The organism is Deinococcus radiophilus, assembly GCF_020889625.1.
GTDB lineage: Bacteria > Deinococcota > Deinococci > Deinococcales > Deinococcaceae > Deinococcus > Deinococcus radiophilus.
Map to the genome: position 1 here is coordinate 1,785,670 of NZ_CP086380.1, position 24,331 is coordinate 1,810,000.

General features: G+C 62.7%; 26 protein-coding genes and 1 tRNA gene (1 of these 27 cut by a window edge). 16 read left to right on the forward strand and 11 right to left on the reverse strand.

From position 1 onward, the window contains the following. Positions 1 to 90: 90 nt before the first annotated feature. Together xseB and LMT64_RS09005 are read right to left on the reverse strand one after the other, a co-directional pair. Complete coding sequence (xseB, locus tag LMT64_RS09000) at positions 91 to 363, reverse strand: exodeoxyribonuclease VII small subunit (RefSeq protein WP_126352818.1); 273 nt, start codon at positions 361 to 363, stop codon at positions 91 to 93. Positions 364 to 405: 42 nt separating this feature from the next. Continuing rightward, positions 406 to 645, reverse strand: coding sequence for a hypothetical protein (locus tag LMT64_RS09005; RefSeq protein WP_126352817.1), 240 nt, complete (start codon positions 643 to 645; stop codon positions 406 to 408). A gap of 171 nt (positions 646 to 816) precedes the next feature. Here LMT64_RS09005 and LMT64_RS09010 point away from each other — a divergent pair, with 171 nt between their 5' ends. The 3 genes from LMT64_RS09010 to LMT64_RS09020 all read left to right on the forward strand — a co-directional run bounded on the left by LMT64_RS09010 (position 817) and on the right by LMT64_RS09020 (position 3,106). Beyond that, on the forward strand, positions 817 to 2,055 hold the full coding sequence (locus LMT64_RS09010; RefSeq protein ID WP_229253178.1) for a glucose-1-phosphate adenylyltransferase family protein: 1,239 nt from the start codon (positions 817 to 819) through the stop codon (positions 2,053 to 2,055). A gap of 61 nt (positions 2,056 to 2,116) precedes the next feature. Then, positions 2,117 to 2,192 (forward strand) — tRNA-Lys (locus LMT64_RS09015). Between the two features lie 80 nt (positions 2,193 to 2,272). Continuing rightward, positions 2,273 to 3,106 carry a MerR family transcriptional regulator gene (locus LMT64_RS09020; RefSeq protein ID WP_126352815.1) on the forward strand — a complete coding sequence of 278 codons (834 nt, stop codon included), beginning with the start codon at positions 2,273 to 2,275 and terminating at the stop codon, positions 3,104 to 3,106. A 14-nt stretch (positions 3,107 to 3,120) separates the two neighbouring features. On the opposite strand, the gene LMT64_RS09025 is transcribed toward LMT64_RS09020, so the two are convergent. Further along, positions 3,121 to 3,399, reverse strand: a complete 279-nt coding sequence (locus LMT64_RS09025) for a hypothetical protein (protein ID WP_126352814.1) — start codon at positions 3,397 to 3,399, stop codon at positions 3,121 to 3,123. Positions 3,400 to 3,524: 125 nt separating this feature from the next. On the opposite strand from LMT64_RS09025, the gene LMT64_RS09030 reads away from it, so the two are divergent. After that, entirely contained in the window at positions 3,525 to 4,487 is a 963-nt protein-coding gene (locus LMT64_RS09030; RefSeq protein WP_126352813.1) for a metallophosphoesterase family protein, read from the forward strand. Positions 4,488 to 4,506: 19 nt separating this feature from the next. On the opposite strand, the gene LMT64_RS09035 is transcribed toward LMT64_RS09030, so the two are convergent. Both LMT64_RS09035 and LMT64_RS09040 read right to left on the reverse strand, forming a co-directional pair. Further along, positions 4,507 to 4,815 (reverse strand): metal-sensitive transcriptional regulator, encoded by a 309-nt coding sequence (locus LMT64_RS09035; protein ID WP_126352812.1) that lies wholly within the window; start codon positions 4,813 to 4,815, stop codon positions 4,507 to 4,509. 16 nt (positions 4,816 to 4,831) lie between these two features. Continuing rightward, the gene (locus LMT64_RS09040; protein WP_229253179.1) at positions 4,832 to 5,125 is read right to left on the reverse strand and encodes a rhodanese-like domain-containing protein; all 294 of its coding nucleotides are present in this window, start codon (positions 5,123 to 5,125) and stop codon (positions 4,832 to 4,834) included. 336 nt (positions 5,126 to 5,461) lie between these two features. Here LMT64_RS09040 and LMT64_RS09045 point away from each other — a divergent pair, with 336 nt between their 5' ends. The 5 genes from LMT64_RS09045 to LMT64_RS09065 all read left to right on the forward strand — a co-directional run bounded on the left by LMT64_RS09045 (position 5,462) and on the right by LMT64_RS09065 (position 10,683). Then, complete coding sequence (locus tag LMT64_RS09045) at positions 5,462 to 6,871, forward strand: MBL fold metallo-hydrolase (protein ID WP_126352810.1); 1,410 nt, start codon at positions 5,462 to 5,464, stop codon at positions 6,869 to 6,871. Positions 6,872 to 6,987: 116 nt separating this feature from the next. Then, positions 6,988 to 7,752 (forward strand): sulfite exporter TauE/SafE family protein, encoded by a 765-nt coding sequence (locus LMT64_RS09050; protein ID WP_126352809.1) that lies wholly within the window; start codon positions 6,988 to 6,990, stop codon positions 7,750 to 7,752. Between the two features lie 179 nt (positions 7,753 to 7,931). Continuing rightward, a complete protein-coding gene (locus tag LMT64_RS09055) occupies positions 7,932 to 8,492 on the forward strand; it encodes a YeeE/YedE family protein (protein WP_126352808.1) in 561 nt (186 codons plus the stop codon). Further along, the gene (locus LMT64_RS09060) at positions 8,489 to 8,962 is read left to right on the forward strand and encodes a YeeE/YedE family protein (RefSeq protein ID WP_126352807.1); all 474 of its coding nucleotides are present in this window, start codon (positions 8,489 to 8,491) and stop codon (positions 8,960 to 8,962) included. The genes LMT64_RS09055 and LMT64_RS09060 overlap by 4 nt, the downstream gene beginning before the upstream one ends. Positions 8,963 to 9,081: 119 nt before the next feature. Continuing rightward, on the forward strand, positions 9,082 to 10,683 hold the full coding sequence (locus LMT64_RS09065; protein WP_229253180.1) for an aminotransferase class V-fold PLP-dependent enzyme: 1,602 nt from the start codon (positions 9,082 to 9,084) through the stop codon (positions 10,681 to 10,683). Between the two features lie 56 nt (positions 10,684 to 10,739). Here LMT64_RS09065 and LMT64_RS09070 read toward each other — a convergent pair whose 3' ends face one another. Beyond that, positions 10,740 to 10,925 (reverse strand): hypothetical protein, encoded by a 186-nt coding sequence (locus LMT64_RS09070; RefSeq protein ID WP_229253181.1) that lies wholly within the window; start codon positions 10,923 to 10,925, stop codon positions 10,740 to 10,742. Between the two features lie 30 nt (positions 10,926 to 10,955). Beyond that, positions 10,956 to 11,429, reverse strand: a complete 474-nt coding sequence (locus LMT64_RS09075) for a hypothetical protein (RefSeq protein WP_126352805.1) — start codon at positions 11,427 to 11,429, stop codon at positions 10,956 to 10,958. 143 nt (positions 11,430 to 11,572) lie between these two features. On the opposite strand from LMT64_RS09075, the gene LMT64_RS09080 reads away from it, so the two are divergent. The 6 genes from LMT64_RS09080 to LMT64_RS09105 all read left to right on the forward strand — a co-directional run bounded on the left by LMT64_RS09080 (position 11,573) and on the right by LMT64_RS09105 (position 18,367). After that, positions 11,573 to 11,749 (forward strand): hypothetical protein, encoded by a 177-nt coding sequence (locus tag LMT64_RS09080; protein ID WP_170166041.1) that lies wholly within the window; start codon positions 11,573 to 11,575, stop codon positions 11,747 to 11,749. Positions 11,750 to 11,813: 64 nt separating this feature from the next. Further along, positions 11,814 to 14,114 carry a replication restart helicase PriA gene (priA, locus tag LMT64_RS09085; RefSeq protein WP_229253182.1) on the forward strand — a complete coding sequence of 767 codons (2,301 nt, stop codon included), beginning with the start codon at positions 11,814 to 11,816 and terminating at the stop codon, positions 14,112 to 14,114. Positions 14,115 to 14,289: 175 nt separating this feature from the next. Beyond that, positions 14,290 to 15,282 (forward strand): malate dehydrogenase, encoded by a 993-nt coding sequence (locus tag LMT64_RS09090; RefSeq protein WP_126352803.1) that lies wholly within the window; start codon positions 14,290 to 14,292, stop codon positions 15,280 to 15,282. A 217-nt stretch (positions 15,283 to 15,499) separates the two neighbouring features. Continuing rightward, a complete protein-coding gene (locus LMT64_RS09095; RefSeq protein WP_126352802.1) occupies positions 15,500 to 16,144 on the forward strand; it encodes a cyclodeaminase/cyclohydrolase family protein in 645 nt (214 codons plus the stop codon). Between the two features lie 318 nt (positions 16,145 to 16,462). Next, the gene (locus tag LMT64_RS09100) at positions 16,463 to 16,657 is read left to right on the forward strand and encodes a hypothetical protein (protein ID WP_126352801.1); all 195 of its coding nucleotides are present in this window, start codon (positions 16,463 to 16,465) and stop codon (positions 16,655 to 16,657) included. A 111-nt stretch (positions 16,658 to 16,768) separates the two neighbouring features. Continuing rightward, positions 16,769 to 18,367 (forward strand): polymer-forming cytoskeletal protein, encoded by a 1,599-nt coding sequence (locus LMT64_RS09105; protein WP_126352800.1) that lies wholly within the window; start codon positions 16,769 to 16,771, stop codon positions 18,365 to 18,367. A 60-nt stretch (positions 18,368 to 18,427) separates the two neighbouring features. Here LMT64_RS09105 and LMT64_RS09110 read toward each other — a convergent pair whose 3' ends face one another. Beyond that, complete coding sequence (locus tag LMT64_RS09110) at positions 18,428 to 18,817, reverse strand: helix-turn-helix domain-containing protein (RefSeq protein ID WP_126352799.1); 390 nt, start codon at positions 18,815 to 18,817, stop codon at positions 18,428 to 18,430. 291 nt (positions 18,818 to 19,108) lie between these two features. Between LMT64_RS09110 and LMT64_RS09115 the strand changes: the two genes are divergently transcribed. After that, positions 19,109 to 19,360: a hypothetical protein gene (locus tag LMT64_RS09115; RefSeq protein ID WP_126352798.1), complete on the forward strand. Its 252-nt coding sequence runs from the start codon at positions 19,109 to 19,111 to the stop codon at positions 19,358 to 19,360. Positions 19,361 to 19,429: 69 nt separating this feature from the next. On the opposite strand, the gene LMT64_RS09120 is transcribed toward LMT64_RS09115, so the two are convergent. From LMT64_RS09120 to LMT64_RS09130, 3 genes are all read right to left on the reverse strand, one after another. After that, positions 19,430 to 20,734 (reverse strand): bifunctional folylpolyglutamate synthase/dihydrofolate synthase, encoded by a 1,305-nt coding sequence (locus LMT64_RS09120; RefSeq protein ID WP_126352797.1) that lies wholly within the window; start codon positions 20,732 to 20,734, stop codon positions 19,430 to 19,432. Then, positions 20,734 to 21,678 (reverse strand): manganese-dependent inorganic pyrophosphatase, encoded by a 945-nt coding sequence (locus tag LMT64_RS09125; RefSeq protein ID WP_126352796.1) that lies wholly within the window; start codon positions 21,676 to 21,678, stop codon positions 20,734 to 20,736. The genes LMT64_RS09120 and LMT64_RS09125 overlap by 1 nt, the downstream gene beginning before the upstream one ends. Before the next feature lie 103 nt (positions 21,679 to 21,781). Then, positions 21,782 to 24,331, reverse strand: partial view of an S-layer homology domain-containing protein gene (locus tag LMT64_RS09130; RefSeq protein WP_126352795.1) — the 3' portion only. 309 nt of this gene lie beyond the right edge of the window; the window shows 2,550 of its 2,859 coding nt (coding positions 310-2,859); its start codon lies off the right edge, out of view; its stop codon occupies positions 21,782 to 21,784.

The following is a 24,331-nucleotide window of genomic DNA, read 5'->3' on the forward strand; positions in this document are numbered from 1 at the left end:
GCTGGACCGGGCTTTTGCTGAGCGCTGGACAGCAGAAAAGGGAGGGATGTTTGCCACACCACCCTGCCTCACTCTCTTGAGCGTCCTGCGCTACTCTTCTTCATCCAGCATATCCAGCTCAGCTGACTGGCCCGCCTCAGTGTCCTCTGCGGCCAGCCAGTCGGCCTGACCCACTGCCTGCGCGACAGCGGCAATCCGGCCCTGGCACACCTCGTAAGCAGCGCGGGCCTCATCCAACAGGGGAAGCACACGGTCCAGATCGGTGTCTCCCGCTTCCAGCTCAGCCACGATCCGGCTCAGTGTGGCGTAGGCCTCACGGTAGCTGGGGGGCGTGGTACTGGAGCGGGCGGCAGCTCTGGGCATGATAGGAACCAGTCTAATTCATCCCTGCGGTACAACATTGGCTCAGGCCGCGAACTCCAGTCCCATACGCCGCTGCAAGTCCTCCAACGAGGCCTCGTACAGCCGCTGAGGCACCTGAGGCAGGAAAGCCAGTTCCTGGGTGGCCTCGCTGAAGTTGCGGTGCTCGCTGCAATGCTGCCACCCTGGGCCTTCCGCCACCAGCTGTACGCTCTGGTCAGCCAACAAGAATCTCACGCGGCCCACCTCCGTCCGCGTATCGCTGAAATGACGCCGTATAGTCATGTTCTGAGCATAATACTGCCCCATGAGTTAGACCTGGGCATGGATGACTGATCCTTCACTCTCTGGGGGTACAGGGGGAAAACGCGGCCACTCCGATACGGGCTGACCTCAACCCCTTGTAAATGCAACTTCACCTGTAGCCCGGGCCTGAACAGGCACAATAAGCCGGACATGAATACCCGCATTGCTGGCAAAACTGTCCTGACCATCATTCTGGCCGGGGGCAAAGGCAGCCGCCTGGCCCCGATGACCGATCAGGTGGCCAAACCAGCCGTGCCGTTTATGGGGACGTACCGCCTGATTGACTTTTCGCTGTCCAACATTGTCCACAGCGGCTTGCAGGACGTCTGGATCATTGAGCAATACCTGCCCCATAGCCTAAACGAGCACCTGGCTGGGGGGCGCCCCTGGGATCTGGACCGCACCCGCGGTGGCCTGAAGGTCATGCCGCCCTTTTCCGGCCCTGCCGATGAGGACGGTGGCTTTTCCGAAGGCAACGCACACGCGTTGGCGCTGCATACGGACCTGATCCGCGAGTCTGGGGCTGACATCGTGCTGGTTCTCAGTGCCGATCACATCTACAAGCTGGACTACGCGCCAGTGATTCAGCAGCACTTGGACAAGGAAGCCAGTGTTACGGTGGTGACCACCGACATCAGCGACAAGTCGGAAGCGACCCGTTTCAGCAATGTCTGCAGCGGCAAGGACGGAAAAATCACCGAATTCGCCTACAAACCGGATGAACCCCTGGGCCGCACAGTGGCCTGCGAGGTGTTCGTGTACGACGCCGTACTCCTGACCGAAACCCTGGACGACCTGCAAGCAGAAGGCAATATGGGCGACTACGGGGAACACCTGCTGCCCCGCTTGGTCGAGCGCGGTGACGCTTATACCTATCCGCTGGAGGGCTACTGGCTGGATGTGGGCACGCTCAGCGCCTATCACCAGGCGCACCGGGATTTTCTGGAGGGAGGCGGACTGGAACTGGACTGCGAGGAGTGGCCCTTTATTACGTCCTCCATTACCCGGCCCCCCACCCGTATTCGGCCTGAGGCGACCATCAACGATTCCTTCGTGTGCGGTGGTGCAGATATTGCCGGGACTGTGATCCGCAGTCTGATTGGCCCCGGTGCCGTCGTAGAGAAGGGAGCTGAGGTGCGCGACACCATCGTGCAGGCGGGAGGTGTGATTCGCGCCGGGGCCAAAGTCAGCCGCGCGATTGTGGACCGGGAAGGCGTAGTGGGCGACGGAGCCACTGTAGGGAGCCTGGCCCCTAATGCCCGGCTGTGCGTGGTCGGGGCACAGGCCCGTGTAGACGGCGGTGCCGAGCTGCGCCCCGGCCAGCAAGTCGCTCCCGGTGCGCGGCTGCGTCAGGGCCAGACCGGGCAGGACCTGGAAGGCGAACATTGAAAGACTGGAGGAAGCGCGGCTCTTGACGCTCCATGCCTGACGACGTATAATCCGTTGCTCTGGGTCGTTAGCTCAATTGGCAGAGCAGCTGACTCTTAATCAGCGGGTTGTAGGTTCGATTCCTACACGACCCACCAAATGATCCCCTCTTTATTGATGGGGATATTTTTTTGCCTCTTGACCTTCCAGTGATGGGAACGTCTACGTTGAGAGGTGCATGGCCAGATACTTGTTGATCTCTCAATTTGCACAGCTGACAGGTTTGCCGCCCAAGACCCTGCGCTACTACGACGACATCGGCTTGCTGTGTCCTCAGGGGACCGACCAGGCCAGTGGCTACCGCCAGTACAGCGTCTCACAGGTCAGTCTGGCCATACATATTCGGCACTGGCGGCAAATGGGTCTTCCTGTCAGCGAAATACAGCGGCTGATTCAGACCCCCGAACATACCGCAGCAATCCTAGGCCAGCATAAGGCGCGGCTACAGACGGAAATCGCGGAGCGGGAAGCCGCTCTATCCAGCCTCCACACCTTTCTGAAGGAGAAAACCATGGAATACCGCCTAGAACAGTTGCCCACCCAGCAAGTCTTGGTCATTCGCGAAACGCTGCAACCTCCGCACTATGAGGTCATCCCACAGGCTTTACAGGAACTGATGGCCTACAAGCACGCCCAGAACTATTCGGTCAGCGCTCCCAGCTTTTTCGTACATCATGCCGGGGGCGAGGGCGAAACCAGTGTGGTCGAGGTCTTCCTGCCTGTCACGGGCACGGTCCAACCCTCAGGCCGAATCCAGGTGCAAACCTTTGAGGGAGGACCTGCATTCATCGGGCGGTTTGTCGGGCCTTACGAGAAGACAGGCGCTGCTTACTCGGTTGTCGCAGAAGAAGCGCTGCGCCGGGGCCTCAAGCTGACAGGCAGTACCGCTGAGATTTACGTCAAGAGCGTGCCACATACTCCCGATCCCAACGCCTACGAAACGGACATCGCCTTTTTTCTGGAACCCGACTGTCTGGACAAGGACACGCCGCTGGCATCACAACATGAATAGCCGCCTCGCCTAGGTCAGCTCTGGCTGGTGTCCTCACGGCCCTGGGCTTGCTCCAGCGCCTGATTCACCTCAACCGACTCCTGGCCCTCAGTCATCCCGGCCACTTCGGCGCTGCTGAGGCCTTCGCCCTGATGTGGCACCTTCACCACCTCGCCTGCTGGCATCTGATCCGGGCGGGGGGCAGGTCCCTGATCGGCAGGCTGATCCGGCGGGGTCTGCTCGTGCGGCAGTTCGTTGCCAGCGGGGCTGATTTCCGGGACCACAGAGGAGCGCGGGCTGTCATTGCGGGTCATAGGGGCAGTTTAAAAAGGGCACGTCAGCTGGGCGTGAGGGACAGGCCAAACCTTCACAATGTTTTTTGCTGATCCTGGCGCCCTCACATCACCCGCCGCTGACCCGGCTGTGATGCAGTGAGGCCATGCGCCCCCTCGTTGCCAGTCTGATCGCCGCCCTGCTGCTCAGTGCTGCACACGCTGGCCCCGCCGACACGCTGGATCTGGCGATCTTGAGTGACTTCAACGGGCCATACGGGTCCACCACCTACCCCGCCGAGCTGAGCGGGGCCATGCGCCAGATCCTCCGCTGGCAGCCCGACGCGGTGCTGTCGGCAGGCGACCTGATCGCGGGCCAAAAAGCCAGCCTGAGTAACGCACAAGTCCAGGCCATGTGGGCCGCCTTTGACCGAGACGTGCAGGGTCCTCTGAGAAACGCCGGGATTCCCTTTGCCTTTACGCTGGGCAACCACGACGCGGCCCACACCCGTGACCGACGGGAAGCGGAGCGCTACTGGCAGGCGCACCGCCCCGCGCTGAACCATGCCGACACCCGCCGCTTTCCTTTTGAATACAGCTTTACCCTGGCCGCTCCCAGTGGTAAAACTCTCTTTGTCGCAGTCATAGATGCGCCGCAGGCCGACCTGAGTGACCAGACGCTGACCTGGCTGCGCGGGCAGCTGACTTCTGCGGCAGCTCAACAGGCAGGAGCACGGCTGGTGCTGGGGCATCTGCCACTGGCAGGCATCAGCGAGGGTAAGAATCGGCCCGGTGAGGTGCTGAATCTGGCCGACGCGCAGGCGCTGGCCCGCATCATGCAACAGACGGAGACGCTGGCTTATGTCAGCGGCCACCATGCCGCTGCATTTCCAGGACGCTGGCACGGGGTGAACACCCTGGCCACTGGCGGTATCGGCGGGCGGGACTACCTGGGCCACCCTGGCAGCGACCGCAGCACGGTGACACGGTTGACCGTGGACCTGGCGAGCAGCACCGCCACGTTTGCCATAGTGGACACCAGCACTGGAAAGCAACTGAACCCGAGCGACTTTCCCGCCCGGCTGGACGGACTGAATGGACCGCTGATCCGGATAGACCGATTGGAGTGACGCGGGCAATAACCCGCCCTTAGCGCAGGAGTTTGACTGCCCGCACCACGTCTGCCGGAGTGACGGCCTCGCCGGGGCGGGCGCGGCAGCCGCTGGCGTACTGTTCCAGCACCACATCCCCGGCGGCGTCCAGCGCACTGCGGACCCCCGACAGCTGGGTCAGGATGTCGTGGCAATCACGGCCTTCTTCAATCATGCGCTGCAACCCACGCACCTGTCCTTCAATCCGTCTCAGGCGCTTGAGCACCTTCTGGTCAGTCTCTGTCAGGGGTGGATAGGTGGGTTCGGCGGCCACCTCGGTGGGTCGGTTGGTCTTTGACTTGGTCATCAGTATACCCCCTCCCCTACTGGACCACCGGCAAACCGGCAGCCTCCCAGGCCAGCATACCGCCGTCCACATTGGTCACGCTGCGGCCCGCCTGGGTCAGCAATTCACTGGCCTGCGCACTACGGCTGCCGCTGCGGCACACCACGTATAGCTCGCCGTCCTTGGGCAGCTCGGCCATGCGGCCTTCCAGCTCGCCCAGCGGCAGCAGCTGCGCGCCCTCGATGTGTCCGGCAGCAAATTCTTCGGGCGTGCGGACATCAATGATGTGAATATCTTGGCCCAGGCGCTCGTGCAGGGCCTGAACCGTCACCGTCTGATAGCCCGCGGCAGCGGGGGCCTATGCCGTGGGCGCTGCGCTAGAAGGCGAGGTGGAGGTGGGGGGGGCAGTGTCCGCGCCGTCTGCTGGGGCGCAGGCGACCAGAGAAAACGCCAAGAGAGGCAGGGCAAAACGGGCAAAGGTGGTCATAACAGCAAACTCCTGAAACGGGGCAGCCGGTCAACGCCGGACGATGGGGGACCAAAGCGGGGGACATTCTGATTTCAAATACCACTTATACCCCCCTGGGGTAGTTGACACTATACCCCCCCAGGGTTAGATTGGCAACACGAAGCAGGACCAATCCTAGAGATCCCAAGGAGGAAAGGCATGTTCTTTAAGCGGTTTTACGACGAAGACCTGGCTCAGGCCAGCTACATGGTGGGTTGCCAGAAGACCGGCGAGTGCCTGGTGATCGATCCGGTGCGTGACGTCAGCATCTACCAAGATGAGGCCAAGGCCCAAGGCCTACGGCTGACCCACGTCACCGAAACCCACATCCACGCCGATTACCTCAGCGGGGGCCGTGAGCTGGCCTTGGCCGAAGACGCCGAGTTTCTGGTATCGGGCGAGGGCGGCGAAGGCTGGGAATACACCTACACCACCCCCAAGATGAAAACGGTGCGTCACGGCGACACCTTTATGGTGGGCAATGTGCGCCTGGAAGTGCGCCATACCCCTGGCCATACCCCTGAGAGCATCAGCTTTCTGGTGACTGATACCCCGCGCGGCGACCAGCCCAGCATGTTGTTCACGGGTGACTTCGTGTTCGTGGGCGATATTGGCCGCCCCGACCTGCTGGACGAAGCGGCGGGCGGTCAGGACACCCGCTTTCAGGGAGCCAAGGACATGTTTCGCAGCCTGAAAGAGCAGTTCCTCTCGCTCCCGGATTACGTGCAGGTGTGGCCCGCCCACGGTTCAGGCAGTGCCTGTGGCAAGGCCCTGGGCGCAGTGCCAACCACCACGGTGGGCTATGAGCGGGCGCTGAGCTGGTGGGCGGGGTACGTGGAGAAAGGCGAGGAGCAAGGCTTCATGGACGAGCTGCTGGACGGACAGCCCGACGCTCCGCTGTACTACGGACGCATGAAGACCCAGAACCGTGACGGTGCGGAGGTCCTGGGCGACGTGGCCCCCCTCCCTGAGCTGAGTGCCGCAGAAGCCAACGCCAGGATGGACACCGGAGTCATGCTGATCGATACCCGCGCCAAGGAGGCGTATCACGCCCAGGCCCCACAGAACAGCATCAACCTGCCGACCCCGAACAAAACCGAAACCTGGGCCGGATGGCTGCTGCGCCCCGAAGACCGCGACTACCTGCTGCTGGCCGAGGACGCCGAGGCTGCCGAAACCCTGCGCCGCCGCCTGTGGATGGTGGGGCTGGACAACGTGGTGGGCTATGTGAACAGCGTGGAAGGCCTGGACACCAAAGCGGTGCCGCCCATCCAGCCGAGTGACGTCGCGCAGTACCCAGACGCCCTGATTCTGGATGTCCGCAACAAGACCGAGTACCAGGGCGGCCACATCCCCGGCGCGACCCAGTTGCACGCTGGCCGGATCGCCTGGAAACAGACTGAGCTGCCCAAAAACCGCAAAATCATCGTGCACTGCCAGTCGGGTGCGCGCAGCAGCGCCGCCGCTAGCTACCTCGGCTCCGAAGGCTACGACGTCCTAGAGATTGCCGGAGGCTTTGAGAACTGGGCCAAGGCCAAGCCCGAGCAGGTAGAAAAAGGCCAAGGCTAAGAACGCCCGGAGCCACAGTTGAGCGTGGCCCACCTTACAGCGGCGGACCAGGACTTCCTGACCGCCGCTGCGGGCTGGCTTGTGCCTCTCCAAGACGTCATGAAAGAGAGTTTGAGATGACCATTTTTGCCTGGATCGGCGCTCTGCTGATCGGCCTGAGCCTGGGCCTGCTGGGATCGGGCGGCTCCATCCTGACCGTGCCAGTGCTGATCTACCTGGCCGGGGTAGGCGAGAAACTGGCGATTGCCCAGAGCCTCGCCATCGTGGGCGGAATCAGTCTGTTCGGGGCGATTCCTTATATCCTCCGCCGTCAGGTGGACTGGCGCAGCGTGGTACTGTTCGGCATTCCGGGCGTGCTGGGAACCTACGCGGGCGCGGCACTGAGCGCCTATCTGCCTGGGGCCATGCAGCTGCTGCTGTTTGCCGCCGTGATGATGCTGGCCGCCGTCATGATGTTCCGTCCCAAGCCCGAGGCCGACACCAGCGCCGAGAACCACCACCGCTCACCGCTCAAGATCGGAGCGGAGGGCCTAGGCGTGGGTATCCTGACCGGGCTGGTCGGCGTGGGCGGCGGCTTTTTGATTATTCCCGCGCTGGTGCTGCTGGGCGGCCTGCCCATGAGCCTGGCGGTCGGCACCAGCCTGCTGATCATCGCCGCCAAAAGCTTTGCTGGGTTCTACAAGTACGCACACCTGCTGGGCGTGGAAAACATGGATTGGACCCTGATCGCCGTCTTTACGGCCATCGGTGTGGCAGGCAGCTTCCTGGGCAGCCAACTGGGCAAAAAAGTCTCGAACGAAGCGCTGCGAAAAGGCTTTGCGATGTTTCTGGTTGTCATGGGCCTGTATGTGCTGGCCACCAATATTCCCAAAGTGCTGTGAGCGCTGCCTAGAGGTCATTCCGGAACATGGGACAGGGCCTGATTGCGTCCGTGTCTATTCGCCCGGCTCGCATACAACCCGCAGAGATCCGACCATCTCCGTGATTTTCCGAGGCAGCCGCTAGACGCGCCACCGTTAGAGTCCTGTTTAGAGTCTTATTCACTGTAAAGGAGTGAAGCATGGAAATTTTGACCTCTCCCTGGCCCTGGTGGGTCGGCGGCCCCCTGATTGGCCTGACCGTGCCGCTGCTGTTCTGGCTGGGCAACAAGTCCTTCGGTATTTCGTCCAACCTGCGCCACGGCTGCGCCATCGTGCTGCCCGAAAGCGCCAAGCCCAGCTTTTTCCGCTATGACTGGCACAAGGAAAAGTGGAACTTGATGTTCGCGCTGGGCCTGGTGCTGGGCGGGTTCCTGGCAGGGTTTGTGTTCGCCAATCCGGAGCCGACTCGCCTCAGCGAAGGCGGCCTGCGGGCCGTGAGTGGCCTGGGTGTGAAGCTGAACCCCGGCCTGGTGCCGTACGAACTGACCAACCTGGCCAGCCCCGGCGTATGGCTGATTCTGGTGCTGAGCGGCCTGTTGGTGGGCTTTGGCACACGCTACGGCGGCGGCTGCACATCAGGCCACGCCATCACCGGCCTCAGCACCCTGCAACTGCCGTCCTTGATCGCCACCGTGTCGTTTTTCGCGGGCGGTATCCTCAGCGCCAACTTCCTGCTGCCGCTGCTGATGAGGCTCGTATGACTGCTGCACAGCGCCGCGCCGCTGCCCGCCCAGCAGATGATTCGGCCCCCCGTCAGGCCACAGGCCTCCTAACCTACCTGCTGGTCGGAGTGTACTTCGGGACGGTACTGGTCAAGTCCGAGGCCGCCAGTTGGTACCGCATCCAGGAGATGTTCCGCTTTCAGGACTTTCATATGTTCGGGCTGATCGGCTCGGCGGTGGTGACTGGAATGATCAGCATGTTCTTGCTGCGCCGCTTCGGGCAGACCCGTGACGGCGCAGCCATCCAGGTCAGTCCCAAGGAAACGGGCTGGAAACGCTATGTGTTCGGCGGACTGGCCTTCGGAGTGGGCTGGGGCCTGGCGGGCGTCTGCCCTGGCCCAATCTTTGTGCTGCTGGGCGCAGGCGTGTGGCCCATGCTGATCGTGCTGGCCTCCGCGCTGTTGGGAACCTATGCCTATGGGGTATGGCGCGGCCGCCTGCCCCACTGAACCGTTCTGTATCAGGCAACCCAATAGCAGGTATTCGTATCTATTGAGAAGCAGCCCTGGCGTCCAGCTCGGCTGATCCGCTGACCTGAAACGGCCTTATGGCTACCTACAATGTTGGCATGGACTTTGCAACTCTGCGGGCCGACCTGATCGGTTCGGACGTCCTGGTCACGACTCCTCTCGGCCAGCGACGCGTGACCTACGCCGACTACGTGGCCTCAGGCAAGCCCCTGCGCAGCGTAGAAGACCGGATTCGTGATCTGGCCCTGCCCCTGTACGCCAATACCCACACCGAAGACAGCGTGACCGGCGCGGCCAGCACCCATCTGGCCCACCAGGCCCACGACTATGTCAAGGGGCAACTGGGGGCCGACGACCACTGCAAGCTGATCTTCTGCGGGTCCGGCAGCACGGCGGCCATCAAGCGCCTTCAGGAGATTCTGGGCCTGAGTGTCTGCAGCACCCAGCGCGACCGCACCGTCCAGGCCCTGCCGCCTGAGCAGCGCCCGGTGGTCTTCGTGGGGCTCTACGAGCATCACTCCAACGAGGTCAGCTGGCGCGAAACCTTGGCCGAAGTCGTGGAAGTTCCCCTGTGCGCAGAAGGCGGCATCTGCCTGAGTACCCTGGAACGCGAACTGACCCGGCCCGAATACGCCGGGCGGCCCCGCTACGGGGCGTTCAGCGCGGCCAGCAACGTGACCGGGCGACTCAGCGATACCCGCGCCCTGGCCCGCTTGCTGCATCAGCACGGGGCCTACGCCTTTTTCGACTTTGCGGCCAGTGCCCCCTATGTAGCCATTGACATGAAGCCCGGCGAGCCGGACGGCTACGACGCCGTGTTCCTCAGCCCGCACAAGTTCGTGGGTGGCCCTGGAACGCCAGGCCTGCTGTGTTTCCGCGCCGAGCTGTACGGTCAGGGACAGGCACCGACCACGGCGGGGGGCGGGACCGTCACTTACGTCAGCCGCCACAAGCACGCCTACGTGGATGACATCGAGGCGCGTGAGGACGCGGGCACACCGGCCATTCTGGGCAAAATCCGAACTGCCCTGACCTTCCGCGTCAAGGAAGAGCTGGGCACCGACCGCCTTTTGGCCCGCGAGCATGAGCTGTATGCCCTGGCCCGTGAGCGTTTTGCCCGCCACCCCCGGCTTTGGTTGCTGGGCAGTCTGGACGCCCCCCGGCTGGCTTTTCTGTCGTTTATCGTGCAGCTGCCAGGCGGCAAGACCCTGCACCCCCGCCTGACCGTGCGGCTGCTGAACGACTTGTTCGGCATTCAGGCCCGTGGTGGTTGCGCCTGCGCCGGACCTTACGGCCACGCGCTGCTGGACATCGGTGACGAGCTGAGCGAGCAGTATTTCGGCTGCATCAGCGGAGGTCTGGACGGCCTCAAGCCCGGCTGGACCCGCCTGAACCTGGCCCCCTGGATCACCGACGAAGAAGCGACATTCATTCTGGACGCCGTGGAGTTTGTGGCCGATTACGGGGAGCAGTTTCTGGCGGTCTACGACTTCGACTGGCAGACCGGTGCCTGGACCCACCCCGCCGACCCGCCCGCGCCGGATCTGTTCGGCATGACGCGCCTGCCCACCGAACAGGGGCCTGTACCCTACGCCGACTATCTGGCGCAGGCGCGGGCGCTGGTCGGCACGTTGCCCGCACCACAGCCCAAGCCGGCTCCCAGCGAGGCCCGGCCCGAACTGGTGTATTTCGCCTACTGAATAAGGGAGGGCACATGGACATGAGACCGACCGACTGGGCTGCCCGGCAACGCGACTTACAGGACGCTTCCAATCATTCTCCGCAGGAGTTTCTCCGGTTGCTGGAGGAATAAGGCCAGTTCGACCCCGCCCTGGGCAGCCTGTGGATGGCTCAAGGTGCAGCGCTCGCGCACCAGGCCGGGGAAAATGCCCAGGCCCGGTTCAGCGGCCAGCACCCTTACTTGCAGGTCAATGCCGCCCATCCCGCTGCCCCAGTGGGCTAAGCCAGGGGGCTAAGGCCGGGCGCTCCCCTCGCCCAGCAGCAGCGCCAACGTGTAGGGCGTATCGCCGGGCGGCTGGCGCCCCAACCACGCCACCAGGTCCAGCATCCGGCCCTGCAATTCGCGGGCTGTTTCGGGCGAGAGGTTCAGCGTGGTCCAGGTTCCGACATTCACTGCGGGGCCGCGCTCCCAGCCGCCTTGGTTGATGTCCAGATGCTCGCCGGCCAGATAGACCGTGATGGTCTGATCGGGGTGGGCGCTCAGCGTACGCCCGGAACTCCTGAGCCACTCTTCTAGATACGGCGTGAACATCTGCCGGATCAGCGCGGCCCGCGTCTCGGCGGTGGTCAGTGCAAAAGGAATTTTGAAGCGCTGCGACACGGCCCGGTACTGCTTGATGGGCCGCCCGCCCCGGCGCGGCTCTTCACGCACCGTCACCAGGCCCAGTTCACGCAGCCGGTTCAGGCGGTAATAAGCCTGCTCCACCGTCAGGCCCTGCGCCTGAGCAAGTGTGCCCGCGCTGACTTCTGCCCGCAGCTCCGCGCGCCCTCGGCACGGCCCAGGTTCTTGAAGGGACCATCTATGCAGTCACAGGCATCCTGTTCGGGCTACTGTCCACGGCCCTCACCGTGCTGGTGGTTTCCAGCATCGCCAAGCAACCGTTCGTGGTGGGGCTGGCTGCCCTGCCTTGGACAGCCCTGGGTGGCCTCCGTCTAGGCAGTCTGGCACTGGCCGTCGGCGCAGTATGGCTTTCGGCCCGCCGCGCACCTGCACCCCTGGACGAGACGCTACGCCAGCCGGTCTGATCCCAGGGGCGGGCTGCCTCAGGCCACCTTCGCTGCGCCCAGGCCCGCGCTACCCTGAGCGCTGATGTCCGCCGCCCCCGCCGTCTGGAAAGTCGCCCTGCCCCGCCCGATTCCCGCCTACGACTTTGCCCCGCCGCACGGCCATGCGGGGCCGGTCCCGGTGGGGGGCCGGGCGCTGGTGCCGTGGCACGGTGAGCCGGTGGTCGGGCTGGTGGTCGGCGCTGCCGAGGCACGGGGCGCTCACCGCCTGCGGGAAGCGGTGGCCCTGCTGGACCCGCCAGAGTGTCCCTGGGTTCACCCCGCAACCGTACAGGCCCTGGCGCAGTGGGTGACGGACGCTCACCTACCACTGGGCCTGGTCTGGAGCGACCTGCTCGGTGTGGGCTGGGAGCCGTCCCTCACGCACCGGGTGCGGGCCGTCGCGGGCGCGGACCTGACCGCTTTTGCCGAGAATGCCGCTCCGCAGCCGGTCCCAGGACCAGAGTGGTCGGATGGCGCGGCTTACCTCCCCGCCCTGCTGGACGCCGTGCGCGAGCAGGGTCTGCTGGAAGAGGACTTCACACCCCTGGCACGGCTGGTCTCACGCGTCTTTGCCACCGGGCAGGGTCAGAGCAGCCTGACGCCCAAACAGCGCGAGGCCGCCGAGTGGCTGGCCGAATATCCCGCTCAGGAATCGCTGAGCAGCTGGGCACGCGGCGCGGGCGTGAGCACCAGTGTGGTGGCCGCCGTGCTGGCCAAAGGTCACGCCGAACTGCGCGAGCTGGCTGCGCCACCGCCGGCCCTGCCGGACCCCGCTTCCGCCTGGACACCGACCGAAACTGACCGGGTCCCCCAGGCAGAGTGCTGGCGCGTCAGCGGAGGCAAATTCACCGGACGAATGCGGGCGCTGGCTCCACGCGTGCTGTCGCTGTTGCGGGAAGGTGGCAGCGTGCTGGTCTTGGCGCCAGAACATGCCACGTTGGAACGGGCCTGGTCTGCGCTGAGCGGTCTGGTCGCAGAGGCAGAGACAGAGGCGCTACTGTTCAGTGGTCTCCTCTCTTCCGAGCAGCGCGAAAGGGCCTGGCAAGAGATCCAGCAAGGACAGGCGCGGCTGGTGATCGGGCCCTATCTGGCCCTCAGCGTCCCCCTGCCCGATTTGAAGTTGGTGATCGTGCTGGATGAAGGCAGCGACGCCTACAAGCTCCCCGCTGGCTCGCGGGCCTGGGTGCCGGATGTCGCCCAGGCCATCGCCAGAGCGCACGGTGCATCACTCGGCACTGCGGGTGTGACTCCCGCGGTGGAAACGGTGAAGTGGCCCGCGCTGGAGCTGGCCTCACCCCGCGTGCGGCTGCATACCGTGGACTACAGCCAGCCGCCTCAGCAGCCTGAACTGGGGCCGCTCTCCATGCCAGGGCAGGCCCAGGGGCAATTGGGCTATCCGCTCAGCCATGACCTGAGCCGGGTACTGCGGCAGGTGCAGGAGCGGGGCCGTCAAGCAGCGCTGCTGGCCCCCCGGCGTGGCTACTCGGCCTTGCTGCGTTGCCCGCAATGCGAACACGTGCCGCACTGCCCCAACTGCGATGTGGCCCTGCGCTTTCACCAGCAGTCACGTGGCATGGCCTGTCACCAGTGCGGCTACAAGGGCCAGGTGCCACACGCCTGCGAGGAGTGCGGCGCGGCCATGTGGCAGACCAAAGGCCCCGGCACCGAATGGATCGCGCAGGAAGTCTCCCGGCTGCTGCCGGGTTTCCCGGTGTACCGCCTGGACAAAGACCATCAGGACGACCTGGCAGAACTGCACGCTGGCGCGCCGGGCGTGGTGGTGGGCACCCAACTGCTGCTCTCGCAACCCGCGCCACCCGAACTGGCCTTGGTCGGCATCACCCTGGCCGACACCTGGCTGAACATCTCCGACTTCCGCGCTTCCGAGCGCTACCATACGCTGCTGTGGGAGCTGGCCGAGTGGCACCCTGAACGCGCCCCACTGCTGCTGGTGCAAACCTTTCAGGGAGGGCATCCGGCCTTGCAAGCGGTGGGGCAGGGCCAAAGTGTCAGCCTGTATCCGCAGCGTGAGTGGGAGATCCGCCAGGCGCTCGGCTACCCGCCACATCTGTGCCTGGCCCAGGTGGAGGTGGCCGCCCGTGACCGTGACAAGGCCCGCAGCGCCGCCGATCAGGTGGCCGCTGCACTGCATGGCGTGGGGGCGGCCCCCCAGGAAGTCCTTGGCCCGGCTCCGGCCCCAATTGCCCGTGTGCGGGGAATGTACCCCTATCATCTGCTGCTGCGCGCCCGCTCGGCGGAGCGCCTGCGCGAACTGCTGACGGCCGTGGACACGGTGCGGGCTGGCCGTATCCGGGTGGATGTCAGCCCCAGAAGCGTGACCTGAGGCAAGGCCACAACATGGCTGCGGCCTTCTGTACCGCGTGGCCGCAATCTTGTTTATTTCCCATCCTCTCGCAGGAGCACTACCTTTCTGCCCCCAGCCCAGGAACAGCCCCCAGCCACACGCCAGCGCTAAGATGAGCTGTACTACCCAAATCCCATTTGTTGGAGGTTTACCTATGACGATGAAACAACCCGTACGCGTTGCTGTGACCGGAGCCGCTGGTCAGATTGGCTACAGCCTGCTGTTCCGCATTGCCGCTGGCGACATGCTGGGCAAGGACCAACCCGTGATTCTGCAACTGCTGGAAATCACCCCCGCACTGAAAGCCTTGGAAGGTGTGGTCATGGAGCTGCGCGACGGCGCCTTCCCGCTGCTGGCTGACGTGATCACCAGCGACGACCCCAAGGTGGCCTTCAAGGACGCCGACTACGCCCTGCTGGTGGGCGCCATGCCCCGCAAACAGGGCATGGAGCGCGGCGACCTGCTGAGCGCCAACGGCGGCATCTTCAAGCCCCAGGGCGAAGCGCTGAACGAAGTCGCCAGCCGTGACGTCAAGGTGCTGGTCGTCGGCAACCCCGCCAACACCAACGCCCTGATCGCCCAGCAGAACGCCCCCGATCTGCCTGCCGGCAACTTCACCGCGATGGTCCGCTTGGACCACAACCGCGCCATCAGCCAACTGGCCGAGAAGACCGGCAAGCCTGTTACAGACATCAAAAATGTCACCATCTGGGGCAACCACTCCTCCACCCAGTACCCTGACCTGTCCCGGACCACTGTGGGCGGCGAAAAGGCACTGGACCTGGTAGACCAAGCGTGGTACGAGGGCGAGTACATCCCCACCGTCGCCAAGCGTGGCGCTGCCATCATTGAAGCTCGTGGCCTATCGTCGGCGGCCAGTGCCGCCAGCGCCGCCATTGACCACATGCGTGACTGGGCGCTGGGCACCCCCGAGGGCGAGTGGGTCAGCATGGGTATTCCCAGCGACGGCTCGTACGGCGTTCCCGAAGGCCTGATCTACGGCTTCCCAGTCACCGTCAAGGACGGCAAATACCAGATCGTGCAGGGTCTGGACGTATCCGACTTCAGCCGTCAGAAGATGGACGCCACCGCCCAGGAGTTGGAAGAGGAACGCGAAGAAGTCCGCAAACTGGGCCTGGTCAAGTAAACCCAGAGCCTTCTTAGAGCAGAGCCAGGCATGAAGCTTATGCATGCCTGGCTTTCTTTTGGTCTAGAGAGAAGACAAGTATTCAATCAGCCTCTTTTGTGCAAAGTCTCAACAATAAGAGTCTGATTTGTGGCATCTTCCAGTGCCGTAAAAGCCTTGATGAAACCTAGAACTTTATTCGGTGCCCAGAGTTTTCGTCCGGCTCTATGCTGTGGGTATGACCTCAGACGCTAAGAACACCCTACCCACCCTCTGGACCCATACGGCACAGGAACTGCTGGACGCCGCCGGCAGCCGCCGTGCCACCCCGACGGGCGGCTCGGTGACAGCCATCAGTGGGGTATTCGGGCTGGCGCTGCTGACCCTGGCCGTGAACCTGACGCTCAGCAAAAAAGACCCTCCTGCAGAGCTAACTGACCATCTGGATACCCTGCGCTCCTTCCAGTCTCGCCTTCAGGCGCTGGCGGACGAGGACGCTTCGCTTTACGCCGACTTTATGAAGCAGGCCCGCCAGAATGACGGCGGCCCAGACGACAAACTGCGCCGACAGACCCGCGAAGTGCCGCTGCAACTGGCCCGCGAACTGGCTCAGGCGTTGGCCCTCACCACCGACCTACGCCCGCTGGTTCACCGGAGCGTAATCAGCGATATCGATGCTGGTGCAGCCCTCTTGCAAGGTGCCTTGCAGGCTGCACTGATCACCCTGGCAAGCAACCTGGGCAGTTCAGATCAGGACCAGAACGACACCGACTCCCAGACGGCCGAGTTGTGGACTGCCTGGCAGGAGTTACAGGATCAGCGACAACAGGCATTGGCTCAGCTATCGGAATATCAAGAGGCTGAGCGGTCAGACAGACAATGATTTGCCCGGCATATGCAAGTCGGCGCTCAGGGCTGCCATGACCGAACAGCTGTTCGCACGGAACGTATGTGTAAAGTTGCGAGGCACTCTAGGCGCCAGGTTTACATTTGATAAACATCTGACGCCAGCCACCCCACACCAAACTATTTTTTATGGACAAATTCTTCTTTTTTCAAAAGCTGACGAATGTCTTATCAGGCGTACTTATATTTTTATAATTTGTTTTCGAATAAATCTAAAGGGTTTTTTTACAACTCATGACCCTGTCATGACAAAAACGGGACTTTTGGCTGACGCAACTGCGGCAAACTAAGACACATGAAAGCGTTCAGACTTCCGATGCTCCGAACCGTGGCTGGCGCTTGGCGCCGCCTCAATACTTCTCGCCCAACGCGTGGTCACTGGTATATGGATGATCGCCTGACCGGCGAAACCCATCTGCTGACCGAGCGTGAACTGCGCCTGCACCGCCTGCGCGCAGAGCAGCCCAGCTACCAGCGCTACGCTGACTAAAAGCCAACCAGTTCCACCACAAGCCGCCACCCGAATGATTCGGAGTGGCGGTTTCGCTGAGCATGGGAGAAACCTGCGCCATTCTTCATCCGGGAACTTTCTGGTGGCCAGGTGCGTAACCAGACTGTTATGGGCAAGCTGTCACTCCAACCATCTGACCTAGAGTTGCTGCACCGCGCAGCTGAACTCCAGGCAGGGCTGCGTGGCACACCACTCACGGCTGACGAACTCGCCAGGCTGGCCACCTTCCCCACTGAACTGCGTGCAGAAGTGGACCGCTGGGCCGCCTTGCCACAGCTGCTGAACCGCCCGGCCTGGCCTGCGGCGCAGTCCTCACTTGCGGCCCGGACGGCCGCCGAGATCGCACTCGGCCACAAGCTGCGGACCGCGCCAGCCCCGGACCTGCCCAGATCACAGGCACGCGAGTTATCCGCCACCCTCCACCTTGCGGCTCAGTTGAGCAACTCACCCCATCCCCCGCTGCCCCACTCAGTCGCAAGAGATATGGCACGGCAGATCAGCTTGGCAGAGCAGCTTATTCGCCCGTCCACGCCGCTCCCTAGATCAGTGGCAGGTCATGTGGCGCAGCGCATTGCCCAGGCCACGCGCGCAGCAGCGGACCCAGCCAACGCCCCACTGTACTCACCTCATCCCGATGTGCGGCGTCAGCCGCGCGCCGCGCCGCTGGCACTGGTCGGCAGCTTGATCGCAGGACTCCTCTTGCTGGGCGTCAGTTCGACCTGGGCAGGCCTGAGTGCCGGAGCAGTGGCCCTGCGTAGCCTGCTGAGCGGCCTGCCCGCTACATTTATGCTGGGTACGGCTTTGCTGCTGCTCACCAGCGCTTGGATCGCCGCGCAACCTCACCGTCACCTGGCCCCCGCCGGCTGGCCCCGCCAAGCCGTACGGATAGCAGGCAGCGGAGCTTTTGCGCTGGCGGCTCTGCTGACTTTCCCCACTCTGTATGGGGCGCTGCACGGCGGCGGAGTCACACTGGGACAGGATCAGGTGGTACAGGGACTCCATCAGGGCAACCTGATTGTGCTGGGCGCTGATGTTTATCTCCAGAGCGGCAGCCAGGTGACCGGGCAGGTCCTGACTCTGCTGGGCGACATTCACCGCGAAGCCGACGTACAGGTGAGCGGCCCAGTCACTGCCCTGCTGGGACACGATACGGCTACCAATCAGCCGCAGGACCCACTCACGGCCTGGCAACTGGCCAGCGCCAGCGCTTTCCGGCCCCTGCTCGGCTGGCTGGGCAGCACTGGTTGGACCGGGCTGTTCTGGATACTGACCAGCGCGCTGACGCTGCTGCTGTTTGTCAGTGGCGCGGCAGGCCGGCTGGCGGGACGGCAGCAACATGCCCCACTACGGACCCTGGCATTGGGTGTCCTGGCCATGGCTGCCCTGCTCCTGCCCGCCGCCCTCATGACCTTTGCTGGGTGGGTGATACCTGCCTTGGGCCTGGTCATGCTGCTGGTCTTGCTGGTGGCCCTGGGCCTGGGCGTCAGCGCCTTCGACCTGGGCCGTCAGCTGGCCTGCCGCTTGCATGTCCGTCTGCCCGATACGGTCGGCGTCGTGATCGCCCTGTTGCTGCTGGCCGCCACCGTCGCCTGGCCCTCACTGACCCTGGCGGTCATCCTGATCGGTGGCGCGTGGGGCAGCGGAGCCCTGCTGCTGGCAGGACGGCAACAGCCCCAATGCTCTTCATAAGGTGCTGAAACGACCAGCCCCCACCCAATCCATCCGGTGGGGGCTGGTCAGTGGTCAAAATCAGTCCAGAATGCGCTTGAGGTGCAAGTAGATCTCGTACCAGTCCTGCTTGCCCTCAGGACGCTTGCCGCGCAGCTCAATGCGTGACAGGGTCCGTACCCAATCTGGAGATAGCTGGGCGCCCAGAACCGGATCAGCGATCAGATCGGCCAGGCCCTTAGGCAATGCCCCTTCGCCGGATTCACCGTAGAACTCCACACCTTCCAAGAGGTCGTGTACGGAGATTCCGTAGGCCGCCGCCAGCGTCTGTAGGGTATCCAGGCTGGGGTTGGTGCGGCCACGTTCCAGGTCACTCAGGTAAGGCACGCTGATCTCAGCCACCTCCGAGACATCTTTTAGGCGCAATTTGCGCTCGCTTCTCAGTTCGCGCAGGCGTTCATGCAGTTTCATCTCTCACCTCCTTCAGTGAAGTCTTGAATGTGTTGCAAGAGGTCTGCCTTAGCTGCCAGACCACGGATAAGGACCATTCAGCTGGGAGCAAAAAAACATTCCCTCAATCCGATTGTAACAGCGCCTTTCTATACGGTCAATACAGAATGAGCCTCCCGGCTTCTTGCCAGGCCGGATGCGCTCTGCTAGAATCATAATCAAAGGCAGGATTTTGGCCTATATGCGTATTTATCGGCAGTTGAGCGGCCTCTGGTTAACGCTGCTGCCCAGTCCCTCCCAAGGAGCACCAAAATGAAAGCACTCAGCGTCATGGCGGAGAGTCTCCGCGCCGGTTATGTTCACCCGACCACGGTCCTCAACACCCTGATTGAACTGGAAAATGCAGGTGGGCTTTCGGCCCTGCGCCAGTTTGCCGAGCAGGTGTCCAGCGGCCAAGAGGCCCTGGAGCAGCGGGGGCATCCCCATGCACGGCTGGCCGCCGCCTGGTTGCAGGCCACCCACTTTTACCTCAGTGAACATCCGGGTCAGCAAGGCGCCGCCTAGTCTGATACCACATCACCCTCCACTGCCCTGCCTAGGGCGCGGAGGGTTTTTCGTGGTTGAGAATGGCCGCTACTGCCAGCGCTCGCGTCCCTCGTTCTGGTCTCCCAGGAGCAGCGCCCGCACTTCACCGACCAAGTAAAGGCTGCCACACACCACTACAGGCTCGGACCCTCTGCCGGGCTGAGCCAGAGCCAGTGCCTCTGCTGGAGTGGCTGCACAGTGGGCTGGCACACCCTGGGCCTCCCAGAGTGGACGCAGCTCTGCTGGGCTGGTGGCCCTCGGACTAAGCTGGGCCTGGGTCAGGATCACCTCTGAGCTGACAGGGGCCAGTTGGGCTACCACTTCCTCTAGGGCCTTGTCTGCCGAGGCACCAAAGACCACACGCACCGACCCCAGACCCAGTTCCCGGAGGGTATCGGCCAGAGCTGCCGCGCCATCGGGATTGTGTGCGCCATCCAAGAGCCACGGCCGACCCACGGCTTCCAGGCGCTCCAGCCGACCTGGCCACCGGGTTTCCTTCACTCCAGCCCGTACTGCCTCCAGTGGCAGACCGAGGCGCAGGGCTACCATGGCTGCCACGGCCGCATTGGCAGCGCCATGCCGACCCAACAGCGGCGTGTGCAGCGCCAGGGTCTGCCAGTCCATTCCAGGGGTGGGACACCAACGTAAAGTCAGCGCCGTCCCCGAGAGGGCCTGCACATCCACTGTCATTTCAAATTCGCGGCCCAGTGCCCACAGGTCCGCCCCAGTTTCCTCCAGTACGGGCCACAGTTGTTCTGATACTGCCGTTACGGCGGGCTGCCCTTCCCGCAGGATTCCGGCCTTTTCAGTGGCAATCGCCTCCAGCGTGTGTCCCAAGACCTCGGTATGATCCAGGCCCACTGAGGTGATGACGCTCACCTCCGGCGATAGGACATTGGTGGCGTCCAGACGTCCGCCCAGCCCTACTTCCATCACCGCCCAGCTCACGCCTGCCCGGGCGAACAGCGAGCAGCTCAGCGCAGTCACGATCTCAAAGAAGGTCGCTTCCAGCTGCTCCGCATGTGGCTTCAGTTCAGCCAGAGCGGCATACAACTCGGCTTGATCCACAGGGCGGCCATCCACCACGAAGCGTTCGGAAAAATAGAGCAGATGTGGACTGGTAAACAGACCCGTACGCTGTCCGGCTGCCTGAAGAATGCTGGCCAAGGTGGCCGACACCGACCCCTTGCCATTGGTCCCGCCGACCAGCACCACCCGAAATTGACGCTCAGGGTGACCTAGACACTCCAAGAGTGCGCTAACCCGTTCCAGCCCAGGGCGAATGCCAAAGCGCTGCTGAGCGTACAGCCAATCCAACAGAGCTTCAGGCGCAGCCGACGGCCTCTGGGTCATCAGCCTTGCTGCTCGAAGTAAGCTTCCAGTGCAGGCACCAACTGCTTCTTACGGCTGATCATTCCCCCCAAACTGGCCCGTGAAGCTTCAGTCTGCACACCAAAAGCGCCCAGCACCACCGCCGCTTCCTGCTCAGAGGCCACCAGCGTTTCGTTGTGTTCCTCCAGAATGTCCACCACCGATAACATGACTCCAGCCAAGCCTTCCTTGTCCTTGAGGCGGCGCATGGCTGCCAGCAGTTCATCCTGGCGACCCAGCACATAACCTGGGTTGGTGGTTTCCGTCACGCCCAGGCCCCAGCGCTGAGCATCATCTCCCTCACCAAAGGTAAATTCCTTATAGTCCATGGCCAAAATCTGCTCGGCGGGAGTATCCCCCAAGTCACTCTTGGCAGCAAACATCTGCATGGCGTAGGAAGCCACGTCATCTATCCCAGCCACAGATGCCAGAAACTCCACTGCCTCACGGTCAGCCTCGGTGGTGGTTGGGCTACGGAAATGCAGGGTGTCACTCAGAATGGCGCTCAGCATCAGCTGGGCTTCCAGGGGCTCCACACTCAGGTTGGCCTCACGGTAGAGGCGCAGCAGGATCGTGCCGCATGATCCCACAGGCTCGAACCGCAACATGGCCGGAGTATTGGTCTGAAGGTCACCCAGCTTATGGTGATCGACCACATGGGTCACGTTCAGTTGGGCCAGATTACTTACCGACTGTCCGGTTTCGTTGTGATCCACCAGTGCAACCGCCGTACCCTCCGCCAACTCTGGCAGCCGGGGGGGCGCTTCAATCCCGGCAGCTTGCAGCACGAACGGCGTCTCAAAGTTCATCTCGCCAATCCGGTAAGCCAGCGCCGGGGTTCCGGTCCGGGTCAGGTAAGACGCATACACCAACGCAGAGGCGATGGCGTCCGTATCAGGGTTCTGGTGTCCAAAAACAAAGAGCATGACCCCACTATATAGGCGGGGTCAAAAGCAAAAAAAGCCGCGGCCAAAAAAAGAGAGACCCGCCTGGGGGTCTCCCTTCTTCGCAGTGAGAGGAATGTTGGGTTTAGAAGCGCACGCCGTAGGTAACTTTGAAGCCGTGAGCCACGTTCACAGCGTCATCTGCACTGGTGGTGTCTTCGTCAAAGCGGAAGACGCCGTAGTTAAACTTCAGCGCATCGTTCCAGGCCAGCTGGGTATAGATACCCTGGGTCTGGGTATTGTTACCATTGGCCACAGCGCGGGGCTGAGCAACTTGACCACCGAAACGGAAGTCTGCTACCGAGGGAGACACGCTGCTGGCGCCAGCATTGGGCAGACCCGCAGCCGAGCCGACGTTATCGCGGATGTTGTTGGCTTGGTGAAAACCATAGCCCAAGCTGAGTTTGGTAGCAGGCGAGAAGAACTCGTTCAAGGTCACTTCAGCCTTAGCTCCGAGCTCCGTGCCTTCCTGAGCACTGGCTTCACCAACGGCACCAGTGGTATAGCGAGCACCGGCCAGGCTGGCACGGAACTGGGGCTGGAAGGGCAGGGTCAGGCGCTCAGTTGAGACGTTCACACCGCCCTTGATCTGGGTGTTGTCAGCAGCGTTTGCACGGTTGGCAGCATTCTGCTCGTACACCGAACCACCTACGAAGGGGGAGACAGTCAGGCGGTCAGTGGCGCGCAGGTTGTACGCAGCAAAGCCAGCACCATAGGTGTCACCGCTGTCATAGAAGCTTTCGCCCATGGCAGCCAGGTCCAGGTTCGGGACCAGCGCATTGGTGGCGGTGCCATCGTGAGTGACCAGCACACCAGCGCCGGAGCTGTAGCGGTACAGGTCAGTCACTTTGGCAGGAGCAAAGATGGTGTTACTGCGGTCACGGTCAGTGCTGCGAACACTGGCTACTTGGTCAACGTCGTAACGAACCACATCATTGTCCACAGCCACAAAGCCGGAGCTAGCAGTCAGGTCTTTGTTGTCACGAGCGTCGGTGGTGTAGCCACCAAAACCTACGACACGGAAGGCACCCAGGTTAGTGCCAGCGTGCGCGCCCAGGGTAGCGCGGCGATTGTTCCACCCTTCGTCAAAGAAGTTGGTGTAGGTGTCACCAGCAGCACCCAGTTCAACTGCGCCTACGCGAGTAGACAGACTTGCGCCGTAGCCTACTTCGTCCGAGTAACCAGCCTCAAACGCATCAGTGGTGCTTACGTCCATATTGGCAGCGCCAGTTACTTTGCGCGTAGCGTTGGGATTCTCTGCTGTAGGAGCAGGTACTTCAACTTCACCAAAGCCAGGGGTCACAGCGCGGAAGTCAGCGCGGGCACCCACATTGAAGAAGTTAGCTTCGGCTTCAATAACGGCAGCGCGGTCGCCCATCTCGTACAATTCACCCAGGCTTAGTTCAGGGTTAGCCTGACGAGCGGAGAACACATCCATCATGCTGGCCACAGCTACAGCCTTGACGCCGTACAACACTTCATCATTGTCGGCAGCTTTAGGCACACTGTAACGGGCATCCACTCCAAAAGCGGTACGGCCATTGGGGTTGTTGTTGGTCAGGTTCTGACCGGGCTTGGCAGCATCGGCCACGGTGGTGGCATTGTTTTGTACCACGCTCAAGCCTACATCACCATTGTCGCCCAGCTTGACTTCGGCACGGCCAGCCAAGTAGGTTCCGCGCAGGTTAGGGGTGTTACCAAAGCCAGTAGAGATGAATACAGTGGGATCCAGAGGGACATCAGTCAGAGACGCACCCACGGTCACACCATTATTCACACCACTAGGCAAGAGGTATTCGTTGTAGCCAGGTACGTCTTTCAGCTGGCCTACAGGGTTAACTACATCAGGACGTGTAGGAACGTTGCCAGCTTTAGCAACAGCGCGGAAGCGGGCGTCGTCACCGATACGGCCAGTAGCTTCAGCGGATTCCAGATAGGCCACAAAGCGATTGGTTGCGCCTGCGCTTTCACCCAAAGCCGGGCTGTTTTGGAGGAAGCTAGGATCGAAGCCAAAGTTCACACCAGCTTCTTCAACGACCACGCCGGCACCAGCGTCAATGTTGGTGGCTTTAACGCCTACAGTGATGCCAGCATCCAGACCATCCTCAAAGGCGTTGGTGTCCTCGCCACGCACGCGGGTGGTGGCCGTGTCGGTCGCAGCGGTCTGACCAGTGTACTGCTTCTCAGCGAAGCTGCCTTCAGTCACACGGTCAACGTCGAAGTCCGTGTCACCTGTCACTCGGTCCAGACGGCCATAGCCGCCCGAAACGCCCAAGGTCATCCGTACGCGGCCATTTTCCAGGTCAGTGATACGCACGCCCTGAGCACCGATGGTGGTGGTGTTCTCTACCACCTGGTCTTCAACCACGCCCAAGCGCTCGTCGAAGGTTGCCAGTTCGCCGTCCACTGCGGTCACGCGGTCTTGCAGCTCCAGGACGTCCTGGTTCAGCAGGGTCGCCATCTCGTTGACAGCGGCCAGTTCTTCGGCAACCTGCCCAGCGTCGCTGGCAGCAATCGCGTCAACGCGGCCTTCCAGACGGGCAAAGTCTTCGCGGCTGACAGCGCTGTTCTCCAGGTCGCTCACGCGCACGTCCAGAGCAGCCAGTTCGGCGCTCAGTTCGTTAATGGCGTTACG

Excerpts from the sequence above, each read along its gene's own strand:
- LMT64_RS09035 (WP_126352812.1), bottom strand. The coding sequence starts at position 4,815 with ATGACCAAGTCAAAGACCAACCGACCCACCGAGGTGGCCGCCGAACCC.
- LMT64_RS09125 (WP_126352796.1), bottom strand. The coding sequence starts at position 21,678 with ATGCTCTTTGTTTTTGGACACCAGAACCCTGATACGGACGCCATCGCC.
- LMT64_RS09060 (WP_126352807.1), top strand. The coding sequence starts at position 8,489 with ATGACTGCTGCACAGCGCCGCGCCGCTGCCCGCCCAGCAGATGATTCG.
- LMT64_RS09100 (WP_126352801.1), top strand. The coding sequence starts at position 16,463 with ATGAAAGCGTTCAGACTTCCGATGCTCCGAACCGTGGCTGGCGCTTGG.
- LMT64_RS09070 (WP_229253181.1), bottom strand. The coding sequence starts at position 10,925 with ATGGGCGGCATTGACCTGCAAGTAAGGGTGCTGGCCGCTGAACCGGGC.
- LMT64_RS09030 (WP_126352813.1), top strand. The coding sequence starts at position 3,525 with ATGCGCCCCCTCGTTGCCAGTCTGATCGCCGCCCTGCTGCTCAGTGCT.
- LMT64_RS09005 (WP_126352817.1), bottom strand. The coding sequence starts at position 645 with ATGACTATACGGCGTCATTTCAGCGATACGCGGACGGAGGTGGGCCGC.
- LMT64_RS09045 (WP_126352810.1), top strand. The coding sequence starts at position 5,462 with ATGTTCTTTAAGCGGTTTTACGACGAAGACCTGGCTCAGGCCAGCTAC.
- LMT64_RS09025 (WP_126352814.1), bottom strand. The coding sequence starts at position 3,399 with ATGACCCGCAATGACAGCCCGCGCTCCTCTGTGGTCCCGGAAATCAGC.
- LMT64_RS09090 (WP_126352803.1), top strand. The coding sequence starts at position 14,290 with ATGACGATGAAACAACCCGTACGCGTTGCTGTGACCGGAGCCGCTGGT.
- LMT64_RS09120 (WP_126352797.1), bottom strand. The coding sequence starts at position 20,734 with ATGACCCAGAGGCCGTCGGCTGCGCCTGAAGCTCTGTTGGATTGGCTG.
- LMT64_RS09010 (WP_229253178.1), top strand. The coding sequence starts at position 817 with ATGAATACCCGCATTGCTGGCAAAACTGTCCTGACCATCATTCTGGCC.
- LMT64_RS09065 (WP_229253180.1), top strand. The coding sequence starts at position 9,082 with ATGGACTTTGCAACTCTGCGGGCCGACCTGATCGGTTCGGACGTCCTG.
- LMT64_RS09110 (WP_126352799.1), bottom strand. The coding sequence starts at position 18,817 with ATGAAACTGCATGAACGCCTGCGCGAACTGAGAAGCGAGCGCAAATTG.
- xseB (WP_126352818.1), bottom strand. The coding sequence starts at position 363 with ATGCCCAGAGCTGCCGCCCGCTCCAGTACCACGCCCCCCAGCTACCGT.
- priA (WP_229253182.1), top strand. The coding sequence starts at position 11,814 with ATGTCCGCCGCCCCCGCCGTCTGGAAAGTCGCCCTGCCCCGCCCGATT.
- LMT64_RS09115 (WP_126352798.1), top strand. The coding sequence starts at position 19,109 with ATGAAAGCACTCAGCGTCATGGCGGAGAGTCTCCGCGCCGGTTATGTT.
- LMT64_RS09095 (WP_126352802.1), top strand. The coding sequence starts at position 15,500 with ATGACCTCAGACGCTAAGAACACCCTACCCACCCTCTGGACCCATACG.
- LMT64_RS09020 (WP_126352815.1), top strand. The coding sequence starts at position 2,273 with ATGGCCAGATACTTGTTGATCTCTCAATTTGCACAGCTGACAGGTTTG.
- LMT64_RS09055 (WP_126352808.1), top strand. The coding sequence starts at position 7,932 with ATGGAAATTTTGACCTCTCCCTGGCCCTGGTGGGTCGGCGGCCCCCTG.
- LMT64_RS09050 (WP_126352809.1), top strand. The coding sequence starts at position 6,988 with ATGACCATTTTTGCCTGGATCGGCGCTCTGCTGATCGGCCTGAGCCTG.